This window comes from Paractinoplanes maris, assembly GCF_023544465.1.
In the GTDB taxonomy this organism is placed as follows: Bacteria; Actinomycetota; Actinomycetes; order Mycobacteriales; family Micromonosporaceae; genus Actinoplanes; species Actinoplanes maris.
On record NZ_JALPVL010000005.1, the window covers coordinates 30,941 to 53,011 of the forward strand.

The window sequence follows — 22,071 nt, forward strand, 5'->3', positions numbered from 1 at the left end:
GCCTCGATGTGTGATCCCCGCGATCTCGCGAGTCTGTACTCATGTGCAACCACACCCCCGAGTGCCCGGCGGTCGACCAGCCGGGGTGGGAAACCGCAGCTCAGCTGGTCCACCACGACGACCTGGGCTGGAGCATGTTGTGCAACGGCGCGATCGTGCTCGACGCCGCCGTTCGCCCCGAGCCGGCCCCGGTGCCGGTGCCCGCCGTCACCGAGATGCCCGTCCGCGCCCGGCGTGCGCGCACCCGGACCAGGACCCGCCAGGCCGTCCCGGCCCCCGCCCGCCGACCGGTCACCGAGCCGATCGCCGCCTGATCAGCGCTGCGTCTCGTCGCCGTCGCGGCTCGGCCGGCCACCGCCGGGATCGAGCGGGATCCGGGCGGTGACGGTGGTGCCGGCGCCGGCCGGGCTGATCACGTCGAGCGTTCCGCCGAGCGCCTCGGTGCGGTCCTTGAGGCCGAGCAGCCCGGTGCCGCCCGCGAAGTCGGCGCCGCCCGACCCGTCGTCGTGCACGCGCAGGTGCAGGCAGCCGTCCTGTTCGGTCACGGTCACCTCGACGACGGTGGCGCCGGCGTGCTTGACGGCGTTGGTGAGCACCTCGGAGACGACGTAGTAGGCGCCGACCTCGATCGCCTGCGGCGGACGCCCGGTCAGGCGTACGTCGACCTCGACCGGAAGCGGCGAACGGCGCGCGAGTGCCCGCAGCGCCGGCCGCAGGCCGGAATCGGACAACACCGCCGGGTGGATGCCGCGGGACAGCTCGCGCAGCTCGTCGATGACAGTCATCAGGTCGGTGCCGATCTCGGCCATCTCACCGGGCTCGGCTTTGTCGTGGGCCGCGGTCCGCAGCCGCAGGGCCAGCGCGACGAGCCGCTGCTGGGCACCGTCGTGCAGGTCGCGCTCGATCCGGCGGCGGGCCTCGTCGGCGGCGGCGACCAGACGGGCCCGGGAACTGATCAGTTCCGCCCGGCTCTGCGCGTCGGCGACCGAGGTGGCCACCAGTTCGGTGTATTCGCTCATCCGCACCTCGGTGTCCGGCGGCAGGTGCGACTCGGCGGAACCGACCGAGCACATGCCCCACAGCCGGCCGCTCACGACGATCGGCACCCCCACGGCGGTGGAGTCGAGGCGGGAGGCGCGGCCCGTTTCCCGTACGAGGTCGACGAGCTCGCCGGGCACGGCCGGGGCGGGCAGACCGGCGCAGGCCAGCTCGGTCGTCGAGCCGTCCAACTCGTACCGGAACAGGGTGGCCGTGTCGCTGCCCAGGTGGGCCCGGACCTCGTGGGTGACCGCCGCGAAGACCCGCTCGGGGGCCTCGCCCTTGGCGATGAGCAGGGCCAGCCGGCGCAGCGACGCCTGGACGTCGGCCATGTCGCCCCGGGCCCGTTCGGCGGCGACCGCCCGGCGGCTGGTCACGGTGGCCACCGTGCCGACGATGACCGCCATGCCGAGGAAGGTGGCGAGCAGCGTGTACGCGGCCTCGGAGAGCTCCCGCAGCGGCGGGAGGAAGAACCAGTCGTACGCCAGGATCGCCGCCGTGCCGATCGGCAGGGCGTAGAGGATGCCCAGGGCGCGCGCGAACAAGAGCACCACGGCGAGCAGGACGGCGGCGAACGGAAGCGCGTGGATCTCGCCGCGGGCGAGCGTGCACACCACGCGCGCGATCGCGAAAGAGACGGCACCGGCGACCGCGGCCAGCACAACCTGCAGCGGGAGCGGGATCCGCGTTCGGGACAGCACGTGCCGAGGCTGCCACCGCGGGACTCCCGGCACAACATCAACCGGCTCCGGGCGGCGCGGGAGAGGCGACGATCACCTCAGGCGTGGGTGATGTCGCTCGGCGCGGCGCAGTCACATGGACACTCCGGACCAGCGGAAGTGCGCGGAAACGGGCATAATTCGCGGACATGAACGACACCGCTGCCGAGATCGCCAGTCAGCCGGACGTCTGGGTGCGAGCCCTCGAACTCACCGAGCCCGCCCGCCGCGAACTGGCCGCCCCCGGCGAGCGGATGCTCGTGCTCGGCTGCGGCACGTCCTGGTTCGTCGCCCAGAGCATCGCTGAGCTGCGCGAGAACGCCGGACTCGGCGAGACCGACGCGGTCTGCGCGTCGGAGTTCGTGCCGCGCCGCCACTACGACCGGGTGGTGGCGGTGACCCGCTCCGGCACGTCGACCGAGGTGCTCGAGGCGCTGCGCAAGGTCCCGGCCGGCCCCCGGCGGGTCGCGGTCACCGCGGTCGCGGGGGAGCCGGTCGACGGCCTGTCCGACGCGCGTCTGCTGCTCGACTTCGCCGATGAGCGCAGTGTCGTGCAGACCCGCTTCCCGACCTCGGTGCTGGCGCTGGCCCGGGCGGCGTTCGGCGCGGACCTGCGCGATGCCGTCGCCGACGGGCGGGCGGCCCTGAGCGCCGACCTGCCGGCCGACCCGGCCGGCGTCGACCACCTGGTCTTCCTGGGCACCGGCTGGACGGTCGGCCTCGCCCACGAGGCGGCGCTCAAGGTCCGCGAGGCCGCCCAGGCGTACTCGGAGTCCTATCCGGCAATGGATTTCCGGCACGGACCGGTCGCCGTGGCCGGGCCGCGCAGCCTCGTCTGGTCGCTCGGTGACGTCCCGGCTGGTCTCGACGACGTGGCCCGGGGCGCCGGCGCCACCCCGTACCGCAACGGTCTCGACCCTCTCGCCCAGCTCGTGCTCGTCCAGCGCTTCGCGCTGGCCCTGGCCGCCCGGCGCGGCCTCGACCCGGACCACCCGCGACTGCTCACCCGATCAGTCGTCCTGGCCTGATCCCATGGGACGACGCCCCATGACGTTCACCGGTCTGAAGTGCTGAGACTCGGCGACGCTATAGTTCGCCGCTATGACTGTGTCGGCTGAGGCGCTGGCATCGTTGGCGGTGTTCGCCGGCCACCTCAGCTACCTTCTCCACCCGCCGTCGGCCCGGCACGACCCGCGCGCCCCGGCTCTGACGCAGCGGCTCCGATGACGCGACGGCTGTTGTCCGTGGTCGGCGCGGCCCTGCTCTTCGGATGCTCGCCGCGCTGGTGAAAGGGGACCACGACGGCGTACGGGACACGATCGGCAACCTCAGCACGCCCTGGTTGCTTGTCGCGCTCGCGGCCGGGATGCACACCCGCTCTCTTCCGCGCGGCGCGGCGCTCGGTCTCGCGGCGACGGTCACGGCCCTGCTCGGCTTCTACCTGGTGGTCGCCGTCACGGCCGATGACGGCCATCTCGAGCAGGTGTTGCGGCTGAACCGCCGCTGGCTGTATTCGGGGCTGCTGAGCGGTCCGGTGCTGGGAGCGTTCGGCGCCTGGCTCAACCGCCGCTTCACCAACCTGCCGATGGCCGTCACCGTGGTCACCGGTCTCCTGCTCGTCCTGGAGCCGGTGGCGATCGTTTCTGCTCGGATCGTGCCGGGGTGGCGCGAAGTCATCCACTGGCATCTCGCTCCCGGCGTCTACGTCGCCGAAGCCGTGCTCGGCCTGCTCGTCCTCGCCCTGGCCGGACGACGACTGGCCGGACGACGACTGGCCGGACGACGACTGGCCGGGCGACGACTGGCCGGGCGACGACGCCGGACGTTCTGAAACCCGTCAGGGCTTGGGCGCCGCGGGAGCCGGCTGGGCCGGGTTCGGCAGCGACGGGCGGCCGGCCACCAGGTCGGCGATGTCGAGGCCGTAATGGCCGAAGCGCGCGTCGAAGCCGTCGGCCCTGTCCTTGGCCCGCGCGGTCTTCACCTCGTCGTACCGGCGACGGGCCCAGGTGGAACCCGGCCGGGCCAGCCGGAAGGCACCGATCCAGGCCACCGGCGGCAGGAAGACGCCCAGCACCGCCGTCGAGAACTTGCCCTTGCGCACACAAACCAGCAGCGCGCACAGATGCACACCGGCCGACACCGTCACGGCGAGGTGGCCCAGGCCGAGCCCACTGTCCGGGGTGAGTGGGTTCAGCCCGAGCGACACCAGCCCGAGCACGCTGAGGGTGAGCGCCACCAACTGCACGGACAGCTGACCCTGCGGGGACCAGTAGACGTCCTGCAGGTGCAGGATCAGCGCGAACTCGTCGAGGATCAGTGAGGATCCGACACCGATCAGGACGCCCGCCGCCTCGGCCCACGGCCGCCGGCCACCCACCGCGACCGACAGGTAGGCACCGATCAGCGTGAGGATGATGCCCGGCACCGCGTGATGGATGTGGACGCCGCCGGAGACGTTGTTGCGAAACGGCCCGACACCCGCCCGGATCATGCGGGTGATGGTCCGCGTGGTCACGAAGGTCAGCAGAAACGACCCGAACAGCAGCAGGAACGGCAACTGCTCAGCGCCCATGGCCCATCCTCGAGATCCAGCCCATCCCGTACGGCGCTGACGGCGCCGCCGAGGCGGGAGTTTCAGCGCACCGTACCGAAGCGCGGGACCACCGGGCGCTCGGGCGGCCTGAAATGCCGATGACGGTCGGTGGCCGGGCTTCCTACACTGGGGCGATGTCACAGAGGAGACCGACGCTGGCGAACGTCGCAACGGAAGCGGGCGTGTCGAAAGCTGCCGTCTCCCGGGTCATCAACGACGCTCCGGGGGTGTCGCCGCAGACCCGCGAGCATGTGCGCCGGGTCATCGCCGAGCTGGGCTATCGGCCCGACCCGGTCGCGCGGGCTCTGGCCTCGGGCCACGGTGACGTCGTCGAGCTGGTCATCGTCGACGACGCGTCAGTGTTCGCCAGCAGCCCTTACTACGGCCGGATCACCGCCGGCATCCTGCAGGAGATCGCCGGCAGCAACGCTCAGCTGCGCGTGCACGTCGTCGACGAGCTGAGCACGGCCGCGCTGCTCAATCGGATCGCGGCGTCGGTGAGCCTGGGCGTTCTGCTGGTCAACGTGCCGCCCAAGCCGGCCGCGGAGTTCTATCGCCTCTGTGAGCGCGTCGTCACGATCGGGCCGACCGTGCCCGGTCTGCCCTTCGTCGGGATGGAGAACCCCGAGGGCGCGTACGCCGCGGTCCAGCACCTGCACGAGACCGGCCGCCGGCGCATCGCCGCCCTGCACGGGCTCGAGGGCAACTCGTGTGCCGACGGCCGCCGCGAGGGCTATCGCCGCGCCGTCCGCGAGTTCGGCCTGCCCGAGATCTCGGCGACCGGCAAGTTCCGGCGCGAGGCCGGCTACGAGCTCACCCAGCGCCTGCTGGCCGAGGAGCCCGGGATCGACGCGATCTTCGCCGGTTGCGACCTGCTGGCCACCGGCGCCATGCAGGCCCTGACCGACGCCGGCCGCCGGATCCCCGAGGACGTCGCCGTGGTCGGCTTCGACAACAGCGTCATCGCCGAGTGCACCAACCCGCCCATGTCCTCGGTCCACCAGCCCGTCGAGCAGATGGCCGCCGCCGCCACCCGCGCCCTGGTCAACCGTCAGATCGTCCCGCATTGGCGCTGCGTCTTCCCGGCCCGGCTCCAGATCCGCCGGAGCACCGCCGCCTGAGCCCTGCCGCGAATGACAGGTGACGCCCCGGCCCGGCATCACTGAGGCAGGCCGGGGTTACTGCAGGCGGTCGCGGAGGGCGGCCAAGGGGCCGTCCCAGTCGCGGGCCAGGGCGCCCAGGAACTGCTGGGCCACCTTCATGGGGGCGGAGTCGAGGCGGTAACGGACGCGGCGGCGCTCGCCCGGCTCGGGGGTGACCAAGCCCGCCTCGGCCAGCAGGGTCAGGTGTTTGGCGATGGCCTGCCGGGTGATGGGCAGCTGGGCCGCCAGGTCGGTCGCGGTGGCCGGGCCCCGGGCCGCCAGGGCGGCGAGAATCGCCCGCCGGCTCGGGTCGGCCAGGGCCGAGAAGACCTCCTGGGCCACCGGCTCCAGGTCAGAGTTTTCCATCGAGATACGCGGCCAGCTCACCGAGCTCGCTCGCCCAGCCCTCGACGTTGCCCGAGAACGCGGCCTTGTGCTCGTCCCCGCTCGTCTGCGCGAACCCGGACTCGACCACGGTCAGCATGGTGCCCGACCCGGTCGGCTCCAGCGTGAACTCCACGTAGGTGCGCCGGGGGTCGCCGTCGGGCAGCCCGTGGATCGGCCAGGTGTAGGCGAACACCGTCGGCGGTTCGACGCGCTCGATGGTCAGGGTCGCCGTGTCGCCGCTCGTCCACGCGAGCTTCGCCTCGCCGCCGACCCGCAGGTCGACCTCGGCGGTGTTGCCGAACCAGGTCCCCAGCCCCTCGGCCGTGGTGATCGCCGCCCACACCGCCTCCACAGGCTGGGGCAGCTCCATCGTCCGCTCGATGCGATCGGGAAAGCTCATGTCCACTCCTTCAGTAGCAACTACTTGGTTGCGTCACACGTTATAGCAATCATTCGGTTGCGTCAACCGTGGACGAGAAGAGGGTGAAACAGAGGAGAACCGATACGAGCGCCGGCATATCGACCGACTGGGTGAGGTCGATGACCGCGCGTGCGATGGCCGCCATTCGCCATCTCGGACAACCTGGCATTCGCCAGTGGAGACCGACCGTCGTAAAGGACGAAGACCAGTGAGCGAACACGGCGGATATCAGAATCCGAATACCGTTCATCCCCAGCAGTACGGTCCGCCACCGCAGTGGGCCGACCACGGTCACGCCACCGCCGCCCCGGTACCGCAGCATCATGCGGCCGTGCAGCCGTACGCTCCGGCCGGACACCCCGCTCACCAGGGCGGACCCGCCGTCATGTCCTACCGGCCGGGCACCGGCCTGCCGCTGGTCTCGGCCGGTGGCCGGCTCGGCGCGGTGCTGCTCGACGGCGTACTCATGGTGGTCACGCTCTGGATCGGCTGGTTCGTGTGGTCATTGATCACCTGGTCCGGCGGGCAGACGCCGGGCAAGAAATTGCTCGGTCATGTGGTGGCCGATCCGCACACCGGTCAGCCTTTCGACTGGGGCCGGATGGCGCTGCGCGAATTCTGCGTCAAGGGTCTGCTCGGCTCGGTGCTCAACATTTTCACCTTGGGCATCTACTTCTGGGTCGACTCGCTCATGGTTCTCGGCGAGGGCGGGCGCACCCTGCACGACCGCATGGCCGGGTCGGTCGTCCGCCACCTCGGCGCATGACCGCACCCGCGTGCGTGAGATGACTGCCGTCGCGGGGTAGGTAGTGGGGAGGCTGCCGGCGAAGGGAACTGCGGTGATCACACAGGACGATCTCGGCCACCTGAACGGCATCGAGGTGTTCGACGTCAACGGCGAGCGGATCGGCCCGATCGACCAGATCTACGTCGACCCGGAGAGCAACGACCCGCTGTGGGTGACGGTCCGGACCGGGACGCTCAGCTTCCAGGAGTCCTTCGTCCCCCTGCCGGGCGCCCGGCTCGCCGAGGGCCGGCTGATCGTGGCCGTCGACCGGCAACGCGTGACCCAGGCGCCGGTCCGGCAGACCGGCGCCCCGCTGAGCCACGAGGACGCCGACCGCCTGCTCGCCTATTACGGCATGGGCGCGGACGACGGCGCGGGTGACGGAGCCATGACCCGGTCCGAGGAACGCCTGGTGGCCGGCACCCGACAGGAGCCGACCACCAAAGTGCGTCTGCGCAAATATCTGGTCACCGAGGAACGCCAGATCACCGTGCCGGTCACCCGCGAGGAGGTACGCCTCGAGGAGGTGCCGGTCACCGCCGGGGACGACAGCCCGGACGACGACGTCGCTCCCCCCGACCTCACCCTCTACGCCGAGCAGCCCGTCGTCACCACCGAGAGGGTCCCGGTCGAACGGGTTCGCCTCACCAAGGAGACCGTCCACGACGAAGAGGTGATCTCGGCGCCCGTCCGCAAGGAGCGCATCGAGCTCGAGACCGAGCCTACGGACGAACCTGGAAGACCAGGTTGAACGGTGTCTCGGCCACCCGTTGGAAGCGGGTGAACCCGGCCTGCGCCGCCACGTCACGCAGCCGCGCCTCGCCGGCCTGCGCTCCGAGCGCCGCCCCGACCTCCTGCGACAGCGAGTTCGGCGTGCACAGCAGCGTCGACGCGCCGTAGTAGACCGCCCCCACCGGGTTGAGGTTGTCGGCCACCGTGTCCCCGGCGAACGGCTCGACCAGCAGGATGCTGCCGTCGGCGTCCAACTGGTGGTGCAGGTGACGCAGCACCCCGACCGGGTCGCCCATGTCGTGCAGGCAGTCGAACAGGCAGATCAGGTCGTACTCCCCGCTCAGCTCCTTGGCCCGGCCGGCCTCGAACCGGGTCCGGTTGCCGACCCCGGCCGCCGCCGCCCGCTCCTGGGCCGAGGAGATCGACTCGTCGTGATAGTCGATGCCGACAAACGTCGACGCCGGGTAGGCCGAGGCCAGCAGGATCGTCGAGGCGCCGTAGCCGCAGCCCACGTCGGCGACCCGGATCCCGGTCCGCAGCCGGTCGGCCACGCCGTCCATCGCCGGGAGCCACTGCCCCACCAGGTTCGCGTGGTAGCCGGGCCGGAAGAAGCGCTCACACCCCTCGAACACGTCGACGTGATGCTCGTGCCAGCCGACGCCCATGCCCGTCCGGAACGCGGTGACGAGCCGATCGGTCGAGCGGGCGGCGGCCAGCATCAGCTCGAAACCGCCGATCACACAGGCCGGGCTGGTCTCGTCGGTGAGCGCGATCGCATGCTCGACCGGCAGTTCGAACCGGTCGTCGCCGACATAGTCCACATAGCCCGCCGCCGCCTGCGCGCACAACCATTCCCGTACGTATCGCTCGGCCGTCTCGGTGCGGCCGGCGAGCTCGGCCGGTGTCAGCGGTCCGGCCCCGGCCATCGCCCGGTAGAGCCCCAGCTTGTCGCCGATCACCACCATCGAACCGGCCATCATCGCGCCGAAGTCGCCGACCGACTTGAACACGAAGTTCATCAGTTTCTGCTCGTTCACGGTCGTTGTCGTAGTCATAGCTGTTCCTTCCATCGGGTTACGACCGCAAGGTAGCCACGACGATTTCCGCTCTGTGTCCGGTTGCTGTCCCCGCCGGGGACAACAACGGCGCACAATCACCGGATGCCGGCCGCTCTGCGCGTGTGGATGCTCGGCGACTTCCGGGTCGAGGTCGCCGGCCGATCCGTGCCCGACGGTGAGTGGCGGCGCAGCGGGGCCACCGCACTGGTGAAGCTGCTGGTCCTGCGTCACCGCCTGCACCGCGAGGAGGCCGTCGATCTGCTCTGGCCCGAGGTGGACGCGGCCCTCGGCGTACGCCGTCTCAACAAAGCGCTGCATTTCGCCCGGCGGGTGCTGGGCGCCGACCGTCTTCCCCACCGCGACGGCATGCTGAGTCTGGCCGCCGGTGACCTGTGGACTGATGTCGGCAGTTTCGAGGCCGCGGCCCGGCAAGGCGACACCGAGGCCGCGCTCGCGCTCTACACCGGCGACCTGCTCCCGGAGAACAGGTTCGACGACTGGACCGAGCCGCGCCGCGCCCAGCTGCGTGATGCCGTCGTCCCGCTCCTGCTCGAGCGGTCGGCCCACGCCGAGCCGCCCGAGGCCGAGGCCGATCTCGTACGGCTCGTCGCGCTCGATCCGCTGCACGAGGAGGCGTACGCCCGCCTGATGCGCCTCGAAGCGGCGCGCGGCCACCGCCACCTCGCGCTGCGCTGGTACGACCGGCTGGCCGCGCAGCTGCGGGCCGACCTCGGCGTCGACCCCCGCGACGACCTCCAGCAGCTGCACCGCACTCTCACCGCGAGCCGTGCGCCCGAGACGGCCGCCCCTGGCCCCGGGAGCCCTTCGGCACTCGACGTGCCCGGTAGCCCTTCGACGGCCGGCGCCCGCGGCTTCGAGGAGCGCAAGCTGGTCACCGTCCTGGACGCGGACCTTCGCGGCGTCCGCGGGGAGTTCGCCGACGCCGACCCCGAACGCTCCCGCCGCGAGACGGCCGAGTGGACCGACCTGCTCCGCGAGGTCGTCACCCGGTGGGGCGGCGCGGTGCAGCCCCTGTTCGGCGGTGGTGTGATCGGCGTCTTCGGTTATCCGACGGCTCGCGAGGACCATGCCGACCGCGCGCTGCGGGCCGGCGCCGAGATCCTGCGACGGTTGCCGGTCCCGATCCGCCTCGGCGCGGACTCCGGCGAGATCATCGCGCCGGCCGAGCTGTCGCGGATGGGCGGGGCCGTCCTCGACACCGCCGCCCGCCTGCGCGCCGCGGCCGCCCCGGGGACGTTGCTGGTCACCGAACGCACCCGGCGCGCGGCCGACCGGCCCGGCCTGTGTTTCGGCGACGCCCACCCGGCCGGTGATCCGCCGCTGCCGGCCCATCGCCTGCTCTCCGCCGGACCCGGCAGCCGGGCGGCCACCCGCGAGCGGCACGAGGCGCCGATGATCGGCCGCACCGGCGAGCTGGCCGCCGTGCTCGGGCTGATCGAGGAGGCGGTGACCACCGGCCGGCCCCGCCTGATCACGATCACCGGCGTGGCCGGTATCGGCAAGACCCGGCTCGTCCGGGAGGCCGTGGCCCGGCGGCCCGGCCTGCGGGTGCTGCACGGCCGGTGCCTGGCGGCCGGGGACGGCATCACGTTCTGGGCGCTCGGCGAGATCCTGCGCGAGGCCTGCGGCATCCCGTTCGGCGACGCCGACGCTCACGCCCCGCAACGCCTGCGTTCCCGTCTCCGCGAGATCTTCGCCGACCAGCACCGACCACCGGCCGAAGCCCGGCCACACACCACCGCGGCTGACGCCCGGCCACACACCACCGCGGCCGAAGCGCGGCCACATACCACCGCGGCCGAAGCCGGGCCCCGCCTCACCGCGGCCGAACTGGACGCGACGATCTTCGCCCTCGCCACCACCGCCGCGATCCGGCTGCCGGACAACCCGCTCGACGAGGCCGATCCGCGGGACGTGGCCGACGAGCTGGGCCGGGCCTGGCCGCGCCTGGCCTCCGCGTTCGCCGCCCGCGGGCCGCTGCTGCTCGTGGTCGAGGACCTGCACTGGGCCGGCGCCCCGCTGATCGGCATGCTGTCGCGGCTGGTGACCCGCTCGACCGGCCCGGTGGTGCTGCTGACCACCGCCCGCCCCGAGTTCCTGGAGACCCGGCCCGATCTGCCCGAGGTCTCCATGGTCGCGCTGCGCTCGCTGCCCGCCGGGGACAGCGGGGACCTGCTCGACGCGTTGCCGCACACCATCCGGCTCGACCCGCGGCAGCGCGCCGAGATCCTCGCCCGGGCCGAGGGCAACCCGTATTTCCTGGGCCAGCTCGCCGCGCACCTGGCCGAGAGCGCCCCCGGCGGGCTGCCGGACACGCTGCACGCGCTGCTCGCGGCCCGGGTCGACGTGCTGCCGCCGGACGAGAAACGACTTCTGCAGGTGGCGTCGGTGATGGGCCGGGTCTTCTGGACGGCGCCGCTGCGCGAACGGCTGGGGCCCGGACTGCCCGGTCTGCTTGCGGCGCTGGAGAATCGCGGGCTCGTCCGGGCCCGGCCGGGTGCGTTGGTCACCGGTCAGGACGAGTACGCGTTCCAGCACGCCCTGCTGCGCGACGTCGCGTACGCCAGCCTGCCCGTCGCCGAGCGGGCCGCCGGGCACGCCGAGGTCGCGGCCTGGCTCGAGGAGGTGTCCCGCGAGCGCATCGGCGAGGTGATCGAGCTGGTGGCGGTCCACTATGCCGCGGCCGCCGACGTGGACGAGTGGACCCGGGGCAAGGCGTTCCGGTCGCTGATCACGGCCGGCGTCAGCGCCCGGCACCGGTACGCCGTCCCGCGCGCGCTCGACCTGCATCGCGCCGCCCTGCGGCACGCGTCGAACCCGGCCGAGCGGGCCGGCGCGCTGGAAGCCCTCGGCGACGACCACGAGACCGCGTACGACGGGGACAAGGCCGTCCGGGCCTGGCGCGACGCGATCACCGCGCTGCGGGACGCGCCCGGGCACGGCGACCGGCGGGCGGCCCTGTGTCTCAAGACCGCGCAGATGGTCGTGGCCCGGTGGGGTGGCTTCCGGGTGCCGGCCGACCCGGCGCTGGGCGATCGGGTGATCGACGAAGGGCTGGCCGCGGTCACCGATCCACCGACCAGGGCGCAGCTGCTGGCGTTGCGGGCACTGTGCGGCGGGCGCTGGGCCTGGACCGGGCGGACCGATCCGATGCCGGTGACCGGCCGCCGCCGCGCCGCGGCCGACGCGGCGGTCCTGGCCGGGCGGGTCGGCTCCCCCACGTTGCACGGGATGGCGCTGCTCGGCCGGGCCGCGGTGCACTTCCTCGAGGGCCGCTACGAGGACGCGGTCGTGGCGGTGCTGGACGAGGTGACGCTGGTCGAGCAGGAGGGCCGCGACCGGGACCGGGCGCTCGGGCACACCATCGCGAGCCTGGTCGTGGGCGGTGTCCGCGGCGACTACCGACTGGCTCTGGAGCACGCCCACCGCTCGTACGACTGGGCCCGGAACCTCTCCCCCCACGATCGCCTGCACGGCACGGCGGCCGTGCTCATCTGCCTGGAGCAGCTGGGGCTGGACAGGGAGATCGACCCGTTCCTCGACGAGCACCTGCGGCTGCGCCAGGGCCCGATGGCCGCGATGGCCTGCCCGTACATCCGCAGTGGCCCGCTCGTCGGCGCGCTGGCCCTGACCCGGCGCGGCGACCGGGGCGAATCCGGCAAGGTCGCCGCGACCGTCGAGCCCGACTTCGAGCATCCCGGCAACGCCGAGGGCCTGCGGGCCCGCCTGGCCCTGCAGCGGGGCGACATCGCCACCGGCCGCGCACTGGCCGAACGACTCGTCGCGATGGGCCGCCGCCCCAGCCCCGAGGAGATCCCGCAGGAGGCCCTGGTGCTGGTGCAGGCCCTGGACGCGGCCGGCGACCACGACGCGCTGCGGCGTTTCCTGCCCCGGGCCCGCGTCGCCGCCGGCTATCTGGCCCAGCTCACCCCGGCCTGCGATCGGGCCGAGGCGGCGGCCCGGATCTGACTAGACTGCATCGATGCCGAACGAGATGTCGTGGCTCAACGAGCCTCCAGAGTGGTCCGACCAAGCCGGCGTGATCAGCGTCCGCACGGCGCTCAAGACCGATTTCTGGCGGCGGACGTTCTACGGCTACGTCACTGACAACGGGCACTTCTACAGCCGGCCGGTGACCGGTGACTTCACCGCCGAGGTGCTGGTGTCGGCCGGGCACTCGGCCCTGTTCGACCAGGCCGGCCTGATGCTGCGGGCCGACGAGCGCACCTGGCTCAAGACGGGGCTGGAGGTCACGTCGGGCGCCGTCCAGCTCAGCACGGTGCTCACCCGCGACGACTCCGACCTGTCCGTGGTGCCGGTCCCCGGTTACGACGGTGAGCTGCGGCTGCGGCTGACCCGCTTCGGCTCCGCGGTCTGCGTGCACCGCGGCGACCCCGACGGCTCGTGGCACCTGGTGCGGCTCGGGCCCCTCGATCTGCCCGAGACCGTCGACGTCGGCGTCATGTGCTGCTCGCCCGAGCGCGAGGGCCTCGAGGTCACGTTCCGCGACTTCCGGGTCGGCGACCCGATCCCCCGGGAGGGGCTCGAGTAACCGGCTACGGCTGGGCCTCGACGAGCTCGTACACGTTGCCGTCGGGGCCGCGGAAGTGCTGCCAGGTCGGCCCGGCCTCGCCGACCAGCTCGACACCGGCCGCCCGCAGCTCGGCCACCGCGCCGGCCAGATCACGGACGGCGAACCCACCGACCGGCCCGGTGGCGAAGTGCTCCTTGCCGGCGTACGTCTCGTCGAAGACCTCCACGTTGTAGCCGCTGGGCAGCGTGAAGACCCAGAAACCCGGTTCCGTGTGGGTGGGCCGCAGCCCGAGCACGTGCAGGTAGAAGTCCGCCAGTGCGGCCGCGTTGCTCGTGCGGGTGCCCAGCCAGCCCAATCCGACAATATTCATGACCTCGATTGATACCAGAGGTACGGGCGCTGGTCGCCCGGCAGCGTCAGGTGCACCGGCTCCAGATCGAGTCGTTCGAGTGCCCGCCGGGACGAAAGCTCGGCGGGCAGGACCCGGAAGAGGTGCGTCGCCAGCGGCCAGCCGGTCCGCAGCCAGTCGTCGACGGCCTCGGTCACGGCCTCGGCCAGGCCGGTGTCCTGCTGATCCTGCCGGAGCCAGAACGTCACCATCGCGGCCGTCGCGGGGAAGGCGCCGACCGCTCGGACCCGGGTCAGATACTCGTCGAGCGGGTTGAGGTACAGGCAGCCCAGCGCCTCGTCGAGCGCCGGGGTGAGCAGCACGAACGTGAAGGCGCGACGGTTCTCGTGGTCGTCCTGGTGCCGGGCCACCAGCACCAGGTCGTCGGCCAGGGTGAACCCGTCGAGGGGCCACCGGCCGTCGCTGTGGACGCGGATCACCTCGGGACTGGCCAGGTAGGCGGCGTAGTCCAGCGCGGCGACGCCGGCGGTCAGCGGCGTCGCCACAAAACGGGCGTGGCGCAACCCGGACGGAACCGGGGTGCCGGGGCCGACCAGCATTCAGCGGCGGCCGGCCGCCAGGGCCACCAGGAACTGGCCGCCACCCGGGTCGACGGTGGCGGTCACCGGCAGACCGGGCACCAGCCGCGAGAAGCGGTCGACCAGCCAGTCGGCCGCCTCCTGCGCGTCCTTCTGCCGCGGGCAGCGGGCGACCAGCTCGCGGCCGCCCTTGCGTTCGAGGCGGTCGGCCACGGTGATCAGCGGCGCCGGCTCGATCACCTGCAGGCGGTCGGGCCACTCGATGACCACCTTGACCGCGCCCTTGCGGCTGTTGCAGGCACGGTGCGCGAGCCGCTCGGCCAGCTTGGCCTTGCGGTCGGCGGTCCGGCTGTCGACACTCGGCCCGCGCGGGTCGTTCACCGACTTGCCCGCGTCGACCGGCTCGTCGCACACCCAGCAGCGCCAGCCGTCGCGCTCGCCCACGTCTTCAAGAGAACCCATCCGCACAACCTAGTCCGGCCCCCGCCGGGCGTGCGGGGGGTCAGGCCTGGATCCAGTCGAAGGTGCGGGAGACGGCGCGCTGCCAGTTGCCGTACTCGGTCTCGCGCCTGGCCTTCTCCATCGACGGCAGCCACTGGGCGGCGCGATGCCAGTTCTGGCGCAGTCCCTCGAGGTCGGGCCAGTAGCCGACGGCCAGGCCGGCGCCGTAGGCCGCGCCCAGCGACACCGTCTCGGCGGCCAGCGGGCGCACCACCGGCACGTCGAGGACGTCGGCGATGTACTGCATCAGCAGGTTGTCGGCGGTCATGCCGCCGTCCACGCGCAACGTCTTGAGGGCCAGGCCGGAATCGGCGTTCATGGCGTCGACCACCTCGCGGGTCTGCCAGGCGCTCGCCTCCAGCACCGCCCGGGCCAGGTGGCCCTTGGTGATGTACGAGGTCAGGCCGACGATGACGCCCCGGGCCTCACTGCGCCAATACGGGGCGTACAGGCCCGAGAACGCCGGCACGATGTAGCAGCCGCCGTTGTCGGTGACCGTGCGGGCCAGCGTCTCGATCTCGGGCGCGCTGGCGATCAGCTCGAGCTGGTCGCGGAACCACTGCACCAGGGAGCCGGTGATGGCGATCGAGCCCTCCAACGCGTACGCCGCGGGCTCGCCCTTGATCTGATAGGCCACCGTGCTGAGCAGGCCGTGGGTGGAGCGCACCAGTTCCGAGCCGGTGTTGAGCAGCAGGAAGCTGCCGGTGCCGTACGTGCATTTGGCCTCGCCGGGCGCGAAGCAGGTCTGCCCGAAGAGCGCCGCCTGCTGATCGCCCAGTGCCGCGCCGATGCGCACACCGGGGAATGCCGCGGTGGCCGTGCCGAAGACGCCGACGGACGGGCGCACCTCGGGCAGCATCGCGCGCGGCACCCCGAAGAACTCCAGCGACTCGGCCGACCAGTCGAGGGTGTGCACGTCGAGCAGCAGCGTGCGGCTGGCGTTGGTGACGTCGGTGACGTGCAGGCCGCCGGTCAGGTTCCAGATCAGCCAGGTCTCCATCGTGCCGAAGAGCACCTCGCCGCGCTCGGCCCGCTCCTGCAGGCCGGGGTGATGGTCGAGCATCCAGCGCAGGCGCGGGCCCGAGAAATACGTGGCCAACGGCAGGGCCGACCGATGCCGTACGCCCTCCGCGCCCGGTTTCGCGTCGAGCTGACCGATCATGGTGTCGGTCCGGGTGTCCTGCCAGACCACGGCGTGCCCGATCGGGGTGCCGGTCGCGCGGTCCCACAGCACCGTCGTCTCCCGCTGGTTGGCGATGCCGACCGCCGCCACCTGGTCGATCGTGGCCCCGGCCCGGCGCAGCGCCTCGGGTCCGAGCCGTTCCACGTTGCGCCAGATCTCGGCCGCGTCGTGCTCGACCCATCCCGGTTTGGGGTAGTACTGCTTGTGCTCCTGCTGGGCGAGGGACACGAGCTGGCCGCGCCGGTCGATGACGATGCACCTCGTCGAGGTGGTGCCCTGGTCGATGGCGACCACGTAGCGCTCGGTCATGGTGTCCCTCCTATCGTCGGGCAGCTCCGAGATCGCGGGACACCGCGCGGGCGGCGTCGCGCACATTGGCCACCAGCGGCGGCCGGGGTTGATAGCGGCTGTCGCAGAGCCGTTCGACATGACCGGAGATCCCGATCGCGCCGACGACCAGACCGCCGTACGCCCGGATCGGCGCCGCGATCGACGCCTCGCCCGGGGTGAGCTCCTCGATGTCGGCGCTCCACCCGCATTCCCGCACCACCCGCAGGGCCGCCGCGAGCTCGCGCTGGGTGCCGATGGTGCGGCTGGTGAAGCGATCGAGCGAGGTGGGCGGGGTGGCCCCGTACGCGAGAAGGGACTTGCCCAGGGCGGTGGCGTGCATGGGCAGGAGGCTGCCGACGTCGAGGGTCTGGAAGGTGTCGTCGGGCCGGAAGACATGATGGACGACCAGCACCTGCCCCTCCAGGACGGTGCCGATCCGGACGGCCTCCCCGCTGCGTGACGCCAGCGGATCGGCCCAGTTGATCGAGCGGGAGCGCAGCTCGTTGACGTCGAGATAGCCGGTGCCCAGGCGCAGCATCGCCGCGCCCAGCTGGTAGTGCCCCGAGACCCGGTCCTGCTCGACGAAGCCCACCTTGCGCAACGTCTGCAAAATGCCGTGGGTGGTGCCCTTGGCCAGGTCGAGCGAGCGCGCGATCTCGCCGAGCGACAGCCGGCCCGCGCCGCCCGCGAGCAGGCGCAGAACGGCCGCAGCCCGCTCGATGGACTGCACTGTTCCCGGCACGTTACGACACTATGACGATCAGTAGCGGTGGATCGAGACCGCCGTTCGACATTGTCGAATGGCGTTCATTGTTAGTGCCGGTGTGCCTACCTAGCGTCCCTGAGAGGTTAACTTCAGGAGGGCTAATGGCCGCACGACTGAAGATCCCGGGAGGCATCGTCGCCGAGTTGGCGGCCGAGTTCGCCGGGACCATGATTCTCATCCTGTTCGGTGTCGGGGTGGTGGCCCAGGTGGCCGGCGCCGGCATCGGCGATCACGACAGCATCGCCTGGGCCTGGGGCCTGGGTGTGGTGCTCGGCGTCTATGTCGCCGGGCGCATCTCCGGGGCGCACCTCAACCCCGCTGTCACGCTCGCGCTCGCGGTCTTCAAAGGCTTCGAGTGGCGCAAGGTTCTTCCGTACAGCCTCGCGCAGTTCCTCGGGGCGTTCGTGGCCGCGCTGATCGTCCGGTGGAACTACACCGAGGTGCTGCACGCCGCCGACCCCGGTCTGACCATCAAGACCCAGGGCGTTTTCTCGACCCTGCCCGGCAACGGGACCCTGCCGGTCGGCGAGTGGGGCGCCTTCCGCGACCAGATCATCGGCACGGCGCTGCTGCTGTTCCTGATCCTCGCGGTCACCGACGTGATGGGTACTCCCCCGCAGGCCAACCTGGCCCCGTTCATCGTCGGCCTGATCGTCGTGGGCATCGGCATGGCCTGGGGCACCAACGCCGGCTACGCGATCAACCCCGCGCGTGACTTCGGACCGCGACTCGCCAGCTTCCTCACCGGCTACGGCGGCGCGTTCCGCGACCAGACCGGGTATCTCTATTTCTGGATACCGATCGTGGCACCCCTCATCGGCGGCGTGCTCGGCGCCGGCCTGTACCAGGGGCTCGTCGGCCGGTTCCTGCCCAAGCTGGGTGAACCGGAACCGGGACAGCTGCCCGAGCAGACCACCCGAGAGAACGTGGAGGCACGCAATGGCTGACTTCGTCGGCGCCGTGGACCAGGGCACGACCAGCACCCGCTTCATGATCTTTGATCACGGCGGCAACGAGGTGGCCCGCCACCAGCTCGAGCACGAGCAGATCCTGCCCCAGGCCGGGTGGGTCGAGCACAACCCGGCCGAGATCCTGGAGCGTACGGTCACGGTCGTCCGCACGGCGATGCAGAAGGCCAATCTGGGTGCCCAGGACCTGGCCGCGCTGGGCATCACCAATCAGCGCGAGACCGCGGTGGTGTGGGACCGCCGCAGCGGACGCCCGTACTACAACGCGATCGTCTGGCAGGACACCCGCACCGACCGGATCGCCTCGGCGCTCGACCGCGACGGCCGCGGCGACGTGATCCGCCGCAAGGCCGGGCTACCCCCGGCCACGTACTTCAGCGGCGGCAAGATCCAGTGGATCCTGGAGAACGTCGACGGGGTCCGCGAGGCGGCCGAGCGCGGCGACGCCATCTTCGGCAACACCGACAGCTGGCTGCTGTGGAACATGACCGGCGGCGTCGACGGGGGCAACCACCTCACCGACGTGACCAACGCCAGCCGCACGATGCTGATGAACCTGGAGACGCTCGACTGGGACGACGAGCTGCTCGGCTTCTTCAACATCCCGCGGTCGATGCTGCCCGAGATCCGGCCGTCGTCCGACCCCAACACGTACGGGGTGGCGCGGTGGCCCGGTTCGCTCGGCGGCGAGGTGCCGCTGACCGGCGACCTCGGCGACCAGCAGGCGGCCACCGTCGGGCAGGTGTGCTTCGCGCCCGGCGAGGCCAAGAACACGTACGGCACCGGCAACTTCATGCTGCTGAACACCGGCACCGAACTGGTCCGCTCGGAGAACGGCCTGCTCACCACGGTCTGCTACAAGTTCGGTGACGCGGCCCCGGTCTACGCGCTGGAAGGGTCCATCGCGGTCACCGGCTCGGCCGTGCAGTGGCTGCGCGACCAGCTGCACATCATCAACGAGGCCTCGGAGAGCGAGCGGCTGGCGGCCCAGGTGCCGGACAACGGCGGTGTCTACTTCGTGCCGGCGTTCTCCGGGCTGTTCGCGCCCTACTGGCGCTCCGACGCGCGCGGCGCGATCGTCGGGCTGTCCCGCTTCAACACCAGCGCGCACATCGCCCGGGCCACCCTCGAGTCGATCTGCTACCAGAGCCGCGACGTGGTCGACGCGATGGCGCAGGACTCCGGGGTCACGCTCGACGTGCTCAAGGTGGACGGCGGCATCACGGCCAACAACCTGGCCATGCAGATCCAGGCCGACGTGCTGGGTGTGCCGGTGAGCCAGCCGGTCGTGGCCGAGACGACCGCGCTGGGCGCCGCGTACGCGGCCGGGCTGGCCGTCGGCTTCTGGAAGAACACCGACGAGCTGCGGGACAACTGGAACGAGGCCAAGCGCTGGGAGCCGCAGTGGTCCGAGGAGCAGCGCTCCGAGGGTTACGAGAAGTGGAAGAAAGCCGTGGAACGCACCTTCAACTGGGTGGACGTGGACTGAATCATGGTGACAGCCCTCTCCCCGCAATATCGGGACTCGGCGCTGGCGGCACTGGCCGGCGCCGAGCTCGACGTCCTGGTGATCGGCGGCGGAGTGGTGGGAGCGGGGGCGGCGCTGGACGCCGTCACCCGCGGCCTCACCACCGGCCTGGTCGAGGCCCGTGACCTCGCCTCCGGCACCTCCAGCCGCTCCAGCAAGCTGCTGCACGGCGGCCTGCGCTACCTCGAGATGCTCGACTTCGCCCTGGTCAAGGAGGCTCTGCACGAACGCGATCTGATCGTGTCGCGCCTCGCGCCGCACCTGGCCCGGCCGCTGCGGTTCCTCTACCCGCTCAAGCACCGGGCGTGGGAACGGGCCTACGCGGGGGCGGGGGTGACGCTGTACGACACGATGGCGCTGGGCGGCGGCATGCCACGGCACCGGCAGCTGACCCGGACGGCGGCGCTGCGGGCCTGCCCGGCCCTGCGCAAGGACGCGCTGGTGGGCGCGATCCAGTACTACGACGCGCAGGTGGACGACGCCCGGCACACGATGTATCTGGCCCGGACGGCGGCGGCCTACGGGGCGCACGTGGCCTCGCGGACCGAGGTCGTCGGCTTCCTGCGCGAGGGTGAGCGGGTCACCGGCGTACGGGTGAAGGATCTGGAATTCGACCGGATCTTCGAGGTGCGGGCGCAACAGGTGATCAACGCGACCGGGGTGTGGACGGACGACACGCAGGCCCTGGTGGGCGAGCGGGGGCAGTTCCACGTGCGCGCCTCCAAGGGGATCCACCTGGTCGTGCCGCGCGACCGCATCCAGTCGACGACGGGGCTGATCCTGCGGACCGAGAAGAGCGTGCTCTTCGTGATCCCGTGGGGGCGGCACTGGATCGTCGGCACCACCGACACGGACTGGTCGCTGGACAAGGCGCACCCGGCGGCGTCCAGCACCGACATCGACTACCTGCTGGAGCATGTGAACACGGTTCTGGCCCGGCCCCTTTCCCGTACGGATGTGCAGGGCGTCTATGCGGGGCTGCGGCCACTGTTGTCGGGTGAGTCGGAGGCGACCTCACAGTTGTCCCGGGAGCACATGGTCGGGAGCCCGGTGCCGGGGCTGGTCGTGGTGGCCGGCGGGAAGTACACGACGTACCGGGTGATGGCCCGGGACGCGGTGGACGCCTGCGTGCACGGGCTGGGCCGGTCGGTGCCGCCGTCGTGCACCGAGGAGGTGCCGTTGGTGGGGGCCGAAGGGTTCAAGGCACTGTGGAACCAGCGGCGTCTGCTGGCGGTGCGGTCCGGGCTGCACGTGGCGCGGGTGGAGCACCTGCTCGGGCGGTACGGATCGCTGGTCCACGAGATCCTCGACCTGATCGCCGCCTCCCCCGAGCTGAGCGAACCGCTGGGCGGAGCCGACGACTACCTGCGGGCCGAGATCGTCTACGCGGCCGGCAACGAAGGGGCGCGGCACCTGGAGGACGTGCTGACCCGGCGGACCCGGATCTCGATCGAGACCTTCGACCGGGGGGTGAACTGTGCCCAGGAGGCGGCCGAACTGATGGCCGGGGTTCTGGGGTGGACGCCGGAGCAGACGACTCGCGAGGTGGAGAACTACCGCATCCGGGTCGAGGCCGAGCGGGAGTCGCAGGAGCAGGTCGACGACGAGACGGCCGATGCCACGCGTCTCGGGGCCCCGGACGTCGTGCCGGTCACCGCCTCGGATGCCGCCTGATCCGGTTCCCCTCGGTGGGTGGGCAGGCAGGGCCTCGGGTCCTGCTTGCCCAGGCGAGCAGGGCCTCGGGTCCTGCTTGCCCAGGCGAGCCTCAGCGTCCGGCGGAACCGACCGGCGGCCACGTCCGCAGGGCCATGTCGGCCACCAGGAGCAGGTCGTCCCGGGCGGCGCCGCCGGCGGCCTGGACGGCGATCCCGTTGCCCACGGTCATCAGGAAGCGGGCCAGCAGGGCGGGGTCGGCGCCGGGCGGCAGGTCGCCCTCGTCGACGGCCGCGGCGAATCGGCGTCGCAGGTGGGCGGTGCCCTCCTCACGCCAGGCGGCGAGGATGTCGCGGGCCTGGGCTCCCGTGTCGCCGGCGGCCAGGGAGCCCTGCACCCCGAGGCAGCCGGTGGGACAACCCGGCTGCGTGCTGGCGTGGACCGCGCCGTGCAGGAACGCGGTGGCCACCGCCCGGGCGGCCGGCTCCCTCAGCGCTCGGGCGAAATAGGACGCCGGGCCCTCGGTGTAACGCTCCAGCACCTTGCGGAACAGGTCCTCCTTGTTGCCGAAGGCCCGATACATGCTCGTGCGGGTGATGCCCATGGCGCCGGTCAGGTCGTCGAGGCTGGCGCCCTCGTAGCCCCGGGCCCAGAAGACCAGCACCGCTCGCTCGAGGGCCTCGTCGGCGTCGAATCCCCGGGGCCGGCCGATCGCCGTCTGCTTGCTCGTCACCGCCTCAGCATACCCCTTCGGTACCGATCGGATCCGAACTGCTACGGTGG

General features: G+C 71.9%; 22 protein-coding genes and 1 pseudogene. 12 read left to right on the plus strand and 11 right to left on the minus strand.

The genetic code is table 11. From position 1 onward, the window contains the following. The first annotated feature begins 41 nt into the window (after positions 1 to 41). Positions 42 to 314 (plus strand): DUF5999 family protein, encoded by a 273-nt coding sequence (locus tag NAG42_RS15250; RefSeq protein WP_250030929.1) that lies wholly within the window; start codon positions 42 to 44, stop codon positions 312 to 314. On the opposite strand, the gene NAG42_RS15255 is transcribed toward NAG42_RS15250, so the two are convergent. Further along, positions 315 to 1,739 carry an ATP-binding protein gene (locus tag NAG42_RS15255; protein WP_250030930.1) on the minus strand — a complete coding sequence of 475 codons (1,425 nt, stop codon included), beginning with the start codon at positions 1,737 to 1,739 and terminating at the stop codon, positions 315 to 317. Positions 1,740 to 1,906: 167 nt separating this feature from the next. Here NAG42_RS15255 and NAG42_RS15260 point away from each other — a divergent pair, with 167 nt between their 5' ends. The 3 genes from NAG42_RS15260 to NAG42_RS15265 all read left to right on the plus strand — a co-directional run bounded on the left by NAG42_RS15260 (position 1,907) and on the right by NAG42_RS15265 (position 3,588). Further along, positions 1,907 to 2,785: an SIS domain-containing protein gene (locus NAG42_RS15260; protein ID WP_250030931.1), complete on the plus strand. Its 879-nt coding sequence runs from the start codon at positions 1,907 to 1,909 to the stop codon at positions 2,783 to 2,785. Positions 2,786 to 2,858: 73 nt separating this feature from the next. Continuing rightward, entirely contained in the window at positions 2,859 to 2,984 is a 126-nt protein-coding gene (locus NAG42_RS44080; RefSeq protein ID WP_284045404.1) for a hypothetical protein, read from the plus strand. A gap of 43 nt (positions 2,985 to 3,027) precedes the next feature. Then, the gene (locus NAG42_RS15265; protein ID WP_250030932.1) at positions 3,028 to 3,588 is read left to right on the plus strand and encodes a DUF6518 family protein; all 561 of its coding nucleotides are present in this window, start codon (positions 3,028 to 3,030) and stop codon (positions 3,586 to 3,588) included. 6 nt (positions 3,589 to 3,594) lie between these two features. Here NAG42_RS15265 and NAG42_RS15270 read toward each other — a convergent pair whose 3' ends face one another. After that, positions 3,595 to 4,329 carry a hypothetical protein gene (locus tag NAG42_RS15270; RefSeq protein ID WP_250030933.1) on the minus strand — a complete coding sequence of 245 codons (735 nt, stop codon included), beginning with the start codon at positions 4,327 to 4,329 and terminating at the stop codon, positions 3,595 to 3,597. Between the two features lie 155 nt (positions 4,330 to 4,484). Between NAG42_RS15270 and NAG42_RS15275 the strand changes: the two genes are divergently transcribed. Next, complete coding sequence (locus tag NAG42_RS15275) at positions 4,485 to 5,471, plus strand: LacI family DNA-binding transcriptional regulator (protein ID WP_284045405.1); 987 nt, start codon at positions 4,485 to 4,487, stop codon at positions 5,469 to 5,471. 57 nt (positions 5,472 to 5,528) lie between these two features. Here the strand turns inward: NAG42_RS15275 and NAG42_RS15280 are convergent, their stop codons facing one another. Next, the gene (locus NAG42_RS15280) at positions 5,529 to 5,858 is read right to left on the minus strand and encodes an ArsR/SmtB family transcription factor (protein WP_250030935.1); all 330 of its coding nucleotides are present in this window, start codon (positions 5,856 to 5,858) and stop codon (positions 5,529 to 5,531) included. Continuing rightward, positions 5,845 to 6,279, minus strand: coding sequence for an SRPBCC domain-containing protein (locus tag NAG42_RS15285; protein ID WP_250030936.1), 435 nt, complete (start codon positions 6,277 to 6,279; stop codon positions 5,845 to 5,847). The genes NAG42_RS15280 and NAG42_RS15285 overlap by 14 nt, the downstream gene beginning before the upstream one ends. Before the next feature lie 352 nt (positions 6,280 to 6,631). Here NAG42_RS15285 and NAG42_RS15290 point away from each other — a divergent pair, with 352 nt between their 5' ends. After that, positions 6,632 to 7,066 (plus strand): RDD family protein, encoded by a 435-nt coding sequence (locus NAG42_RS15290; RefSeq protein WP_250030937.1) that lies wholly within the window; start codon positions 6,632 to 6,634, stop codon positions 7,064 to 7,066. Positions 7,067 to 7,139: 73 nt separating this feature from the next. Then, positions 7,140 to 7,838 (plus strand): DUF2382 domain-containing protein, encoded by a 699-nt coding sequence (locus NAG42_RS15295; RefSeq protein ID WP_250030938.1) that lies wholly within the window; start codon positions 7,140 to 7,142, stop codon positions 7,836 to 7,838. Here the strand turns inward: NAG42_RS15295 and NAG42_RS15300 are convergent. Beyond that, positions 7,810 to 8,874, minus strand: coding sequence for a class I SAM-dependent methyltransferase (locus tag NAG42_RS15300; protein WP_250030939.1), 1,065 nt, complete (start codon positions 8,872 to 8,874; stop codon positions 7,810 to 7,812). The two genes, NAG42_RS15295 and NAG42_RS15300, sit on opposite strands and share 29 nt — an antisense overlap. Before the next feature lie 105 nt (positions 8,875 to 8,979). Here NAG42_RS15300 and NAG42_RS15305 point away from each other — a divergent pair, with 105 nt between their 5' ends. After that, positions 8,980 to 12,867: an ATP-binding protein gene (locus NAG42_RS15305; protein ID WP_250030940.1), complete on the plus strand. Its 3,888-nt coding sequence runs from the start codon at positions 8,980 to 8,982 to the stop codon at positions 12,865 to 12,867. Between the two features lie 13 nt (positions 12,868 to 12,880). After that, complete coding sequence (locus tag NAG42_RS15310; RefSeq protein ID WP_250030941.1) at positions 12,881 to 13,450, plus strand: DUF1349 domain-containing protein; 570 nt, start codon at positions 12,881 to 12,883, stop codon at positions 13,448 to 13,450. 4 nt (positions 13,451 to 13,454) lie between these two features. Here NAG42_RS15310 and NAG42_RS15315 read toward each other — a convergent pair whose 3' ends face one another. The 5 genes and pseudogenes from NAG42_RS15315 to NAG42_RS15335 form a co-directional block, all read right to left on the minus strand. Beyond that, a complete protein-coding gene (locus NAG42_RS15315; protein ID WP_250030942.1) occupies positions 13,455 to 13,802 on the minus strand; it encodes a VOC family protein in 348 nt (115 codons plus the stop codon). Next, positions 13,799 to 14,380, minus strand: a complete 582-nt coding sequence (locus tag NAG42_RS15320; protein ID WP_250030943.1) for a hypothetical protein — start codon at positions 14,378 to 14,380, stop codon at positions 13,799 to 13,801. The genes NAG42_RS15315 and NAG42_RS15320 overlap by 4 nt, the downstream gene beginning before the upstream one ends. Continuing rightward, positions 14,381 to 14,821 (minus strand): hypothetical protein, encoded by a 441-nt coding sequence (locus tag NAG42_RS15325; protein WP_250030944.1) that lies wholly within the window; start codon positions 14,819 to 14,821, stop codon positions 14,381 to 14,383. It abuts the gene before it with no gap. 9 nt (positions 14,822 to 14,830) lie between these two features. After that, positions 14,831 to 16,352: pseudogene (gene glpK, locus NAG42_RS15330) on the minus strand (glycerol kinase GlpK). Between the two features lie 10 nt (positions 16,353 to 16,362). Continuing rightward, positions 16,363 to 17,115 carry an IclR family transcriptional regulator gene (locus tag NAG42_RS15335; protein ID WP_250030946.1) on the minus strand — a complete coding sequence of 251 codons (753 nt, stop codon included), beginning with the start codon at positions 17,113 to 17,115 and terminating at the stop codon, positions 16,363 to 16,365. Between the two features lie 125 nt (positions 17,116 to 17,240). Between NAG42_RS15335 and NAG42_RS15340 the strand changes: the two genes are divergently transcribed. Genes NAG42_RS15340 through NAG42_RS15350 form a run of 3 tightly spaced genes read left to right on the plus strand, consistent with a single transcriptional unit; the run spans position 17,241 to position 21,309 of the window. Then, positions 17,241 to 18,086 (plus strand): MIP/aquaporin family protein, encoded by an 846-nt coding sequence (locus NAG42_RS15340; RefSeq protein WP_250030947.1) that lies wholly within the window; start codon positions 17,241 to 17,243, stop codon positions 18,084 to 18,086. Continuing rightward, on the plus strand, positions 18,079 to 19,596 hold the full coding sequence (gene glpK, locus NAG42_RS15345; RefSeq protein ID WP_250030948.1) for a glycerol kinase GlpK: 1,518 nt from the start codon (positions 18,079 to 18,081) through the stop codon (positions 19,594 to 19,596). The genes NAG42_RS15340 and glpK (NAG42_RS15345) overlap by 8 nt, the downstream gene beginning before the upstream one ends. A 3-nt stretch (positions 19,597 to 19,599) precedes the next feature. Next, positions 19,600 to 21,309 carry a glycerol-3-phosphate dehydrogenase/oxidase gene (locus tag NAG42_RS15350; RefSeq protein ID WP_250030949.1) on the plus strand — a complete coding sequence of 570 codons (1,710 nt, stop codon included), beginning with the start codon at positions 19,600 to 19,602 and terminating at the stop codon, positions 21,307 to 21,309. Positions 21,310 to 21,400: 91 nt separating this feature from the next. On the opposite strand, the gene NAG42_RS15355 is transcribed toward NAG42_RS15350, so the two are convergent. Next, positions 21,401 to 22,021, minus strand: a complete 621-nt coding sequence (locus NAG42_RS15355; protein WP_250030950.1) for a TetR/AcrR family transcriptional regulator — start codon at positions 22,019 to 22,021, stop codon at positions 21,401 to 21,403. Positions 22,022 to 22,071: the final 50 nt, after the last annotated feature.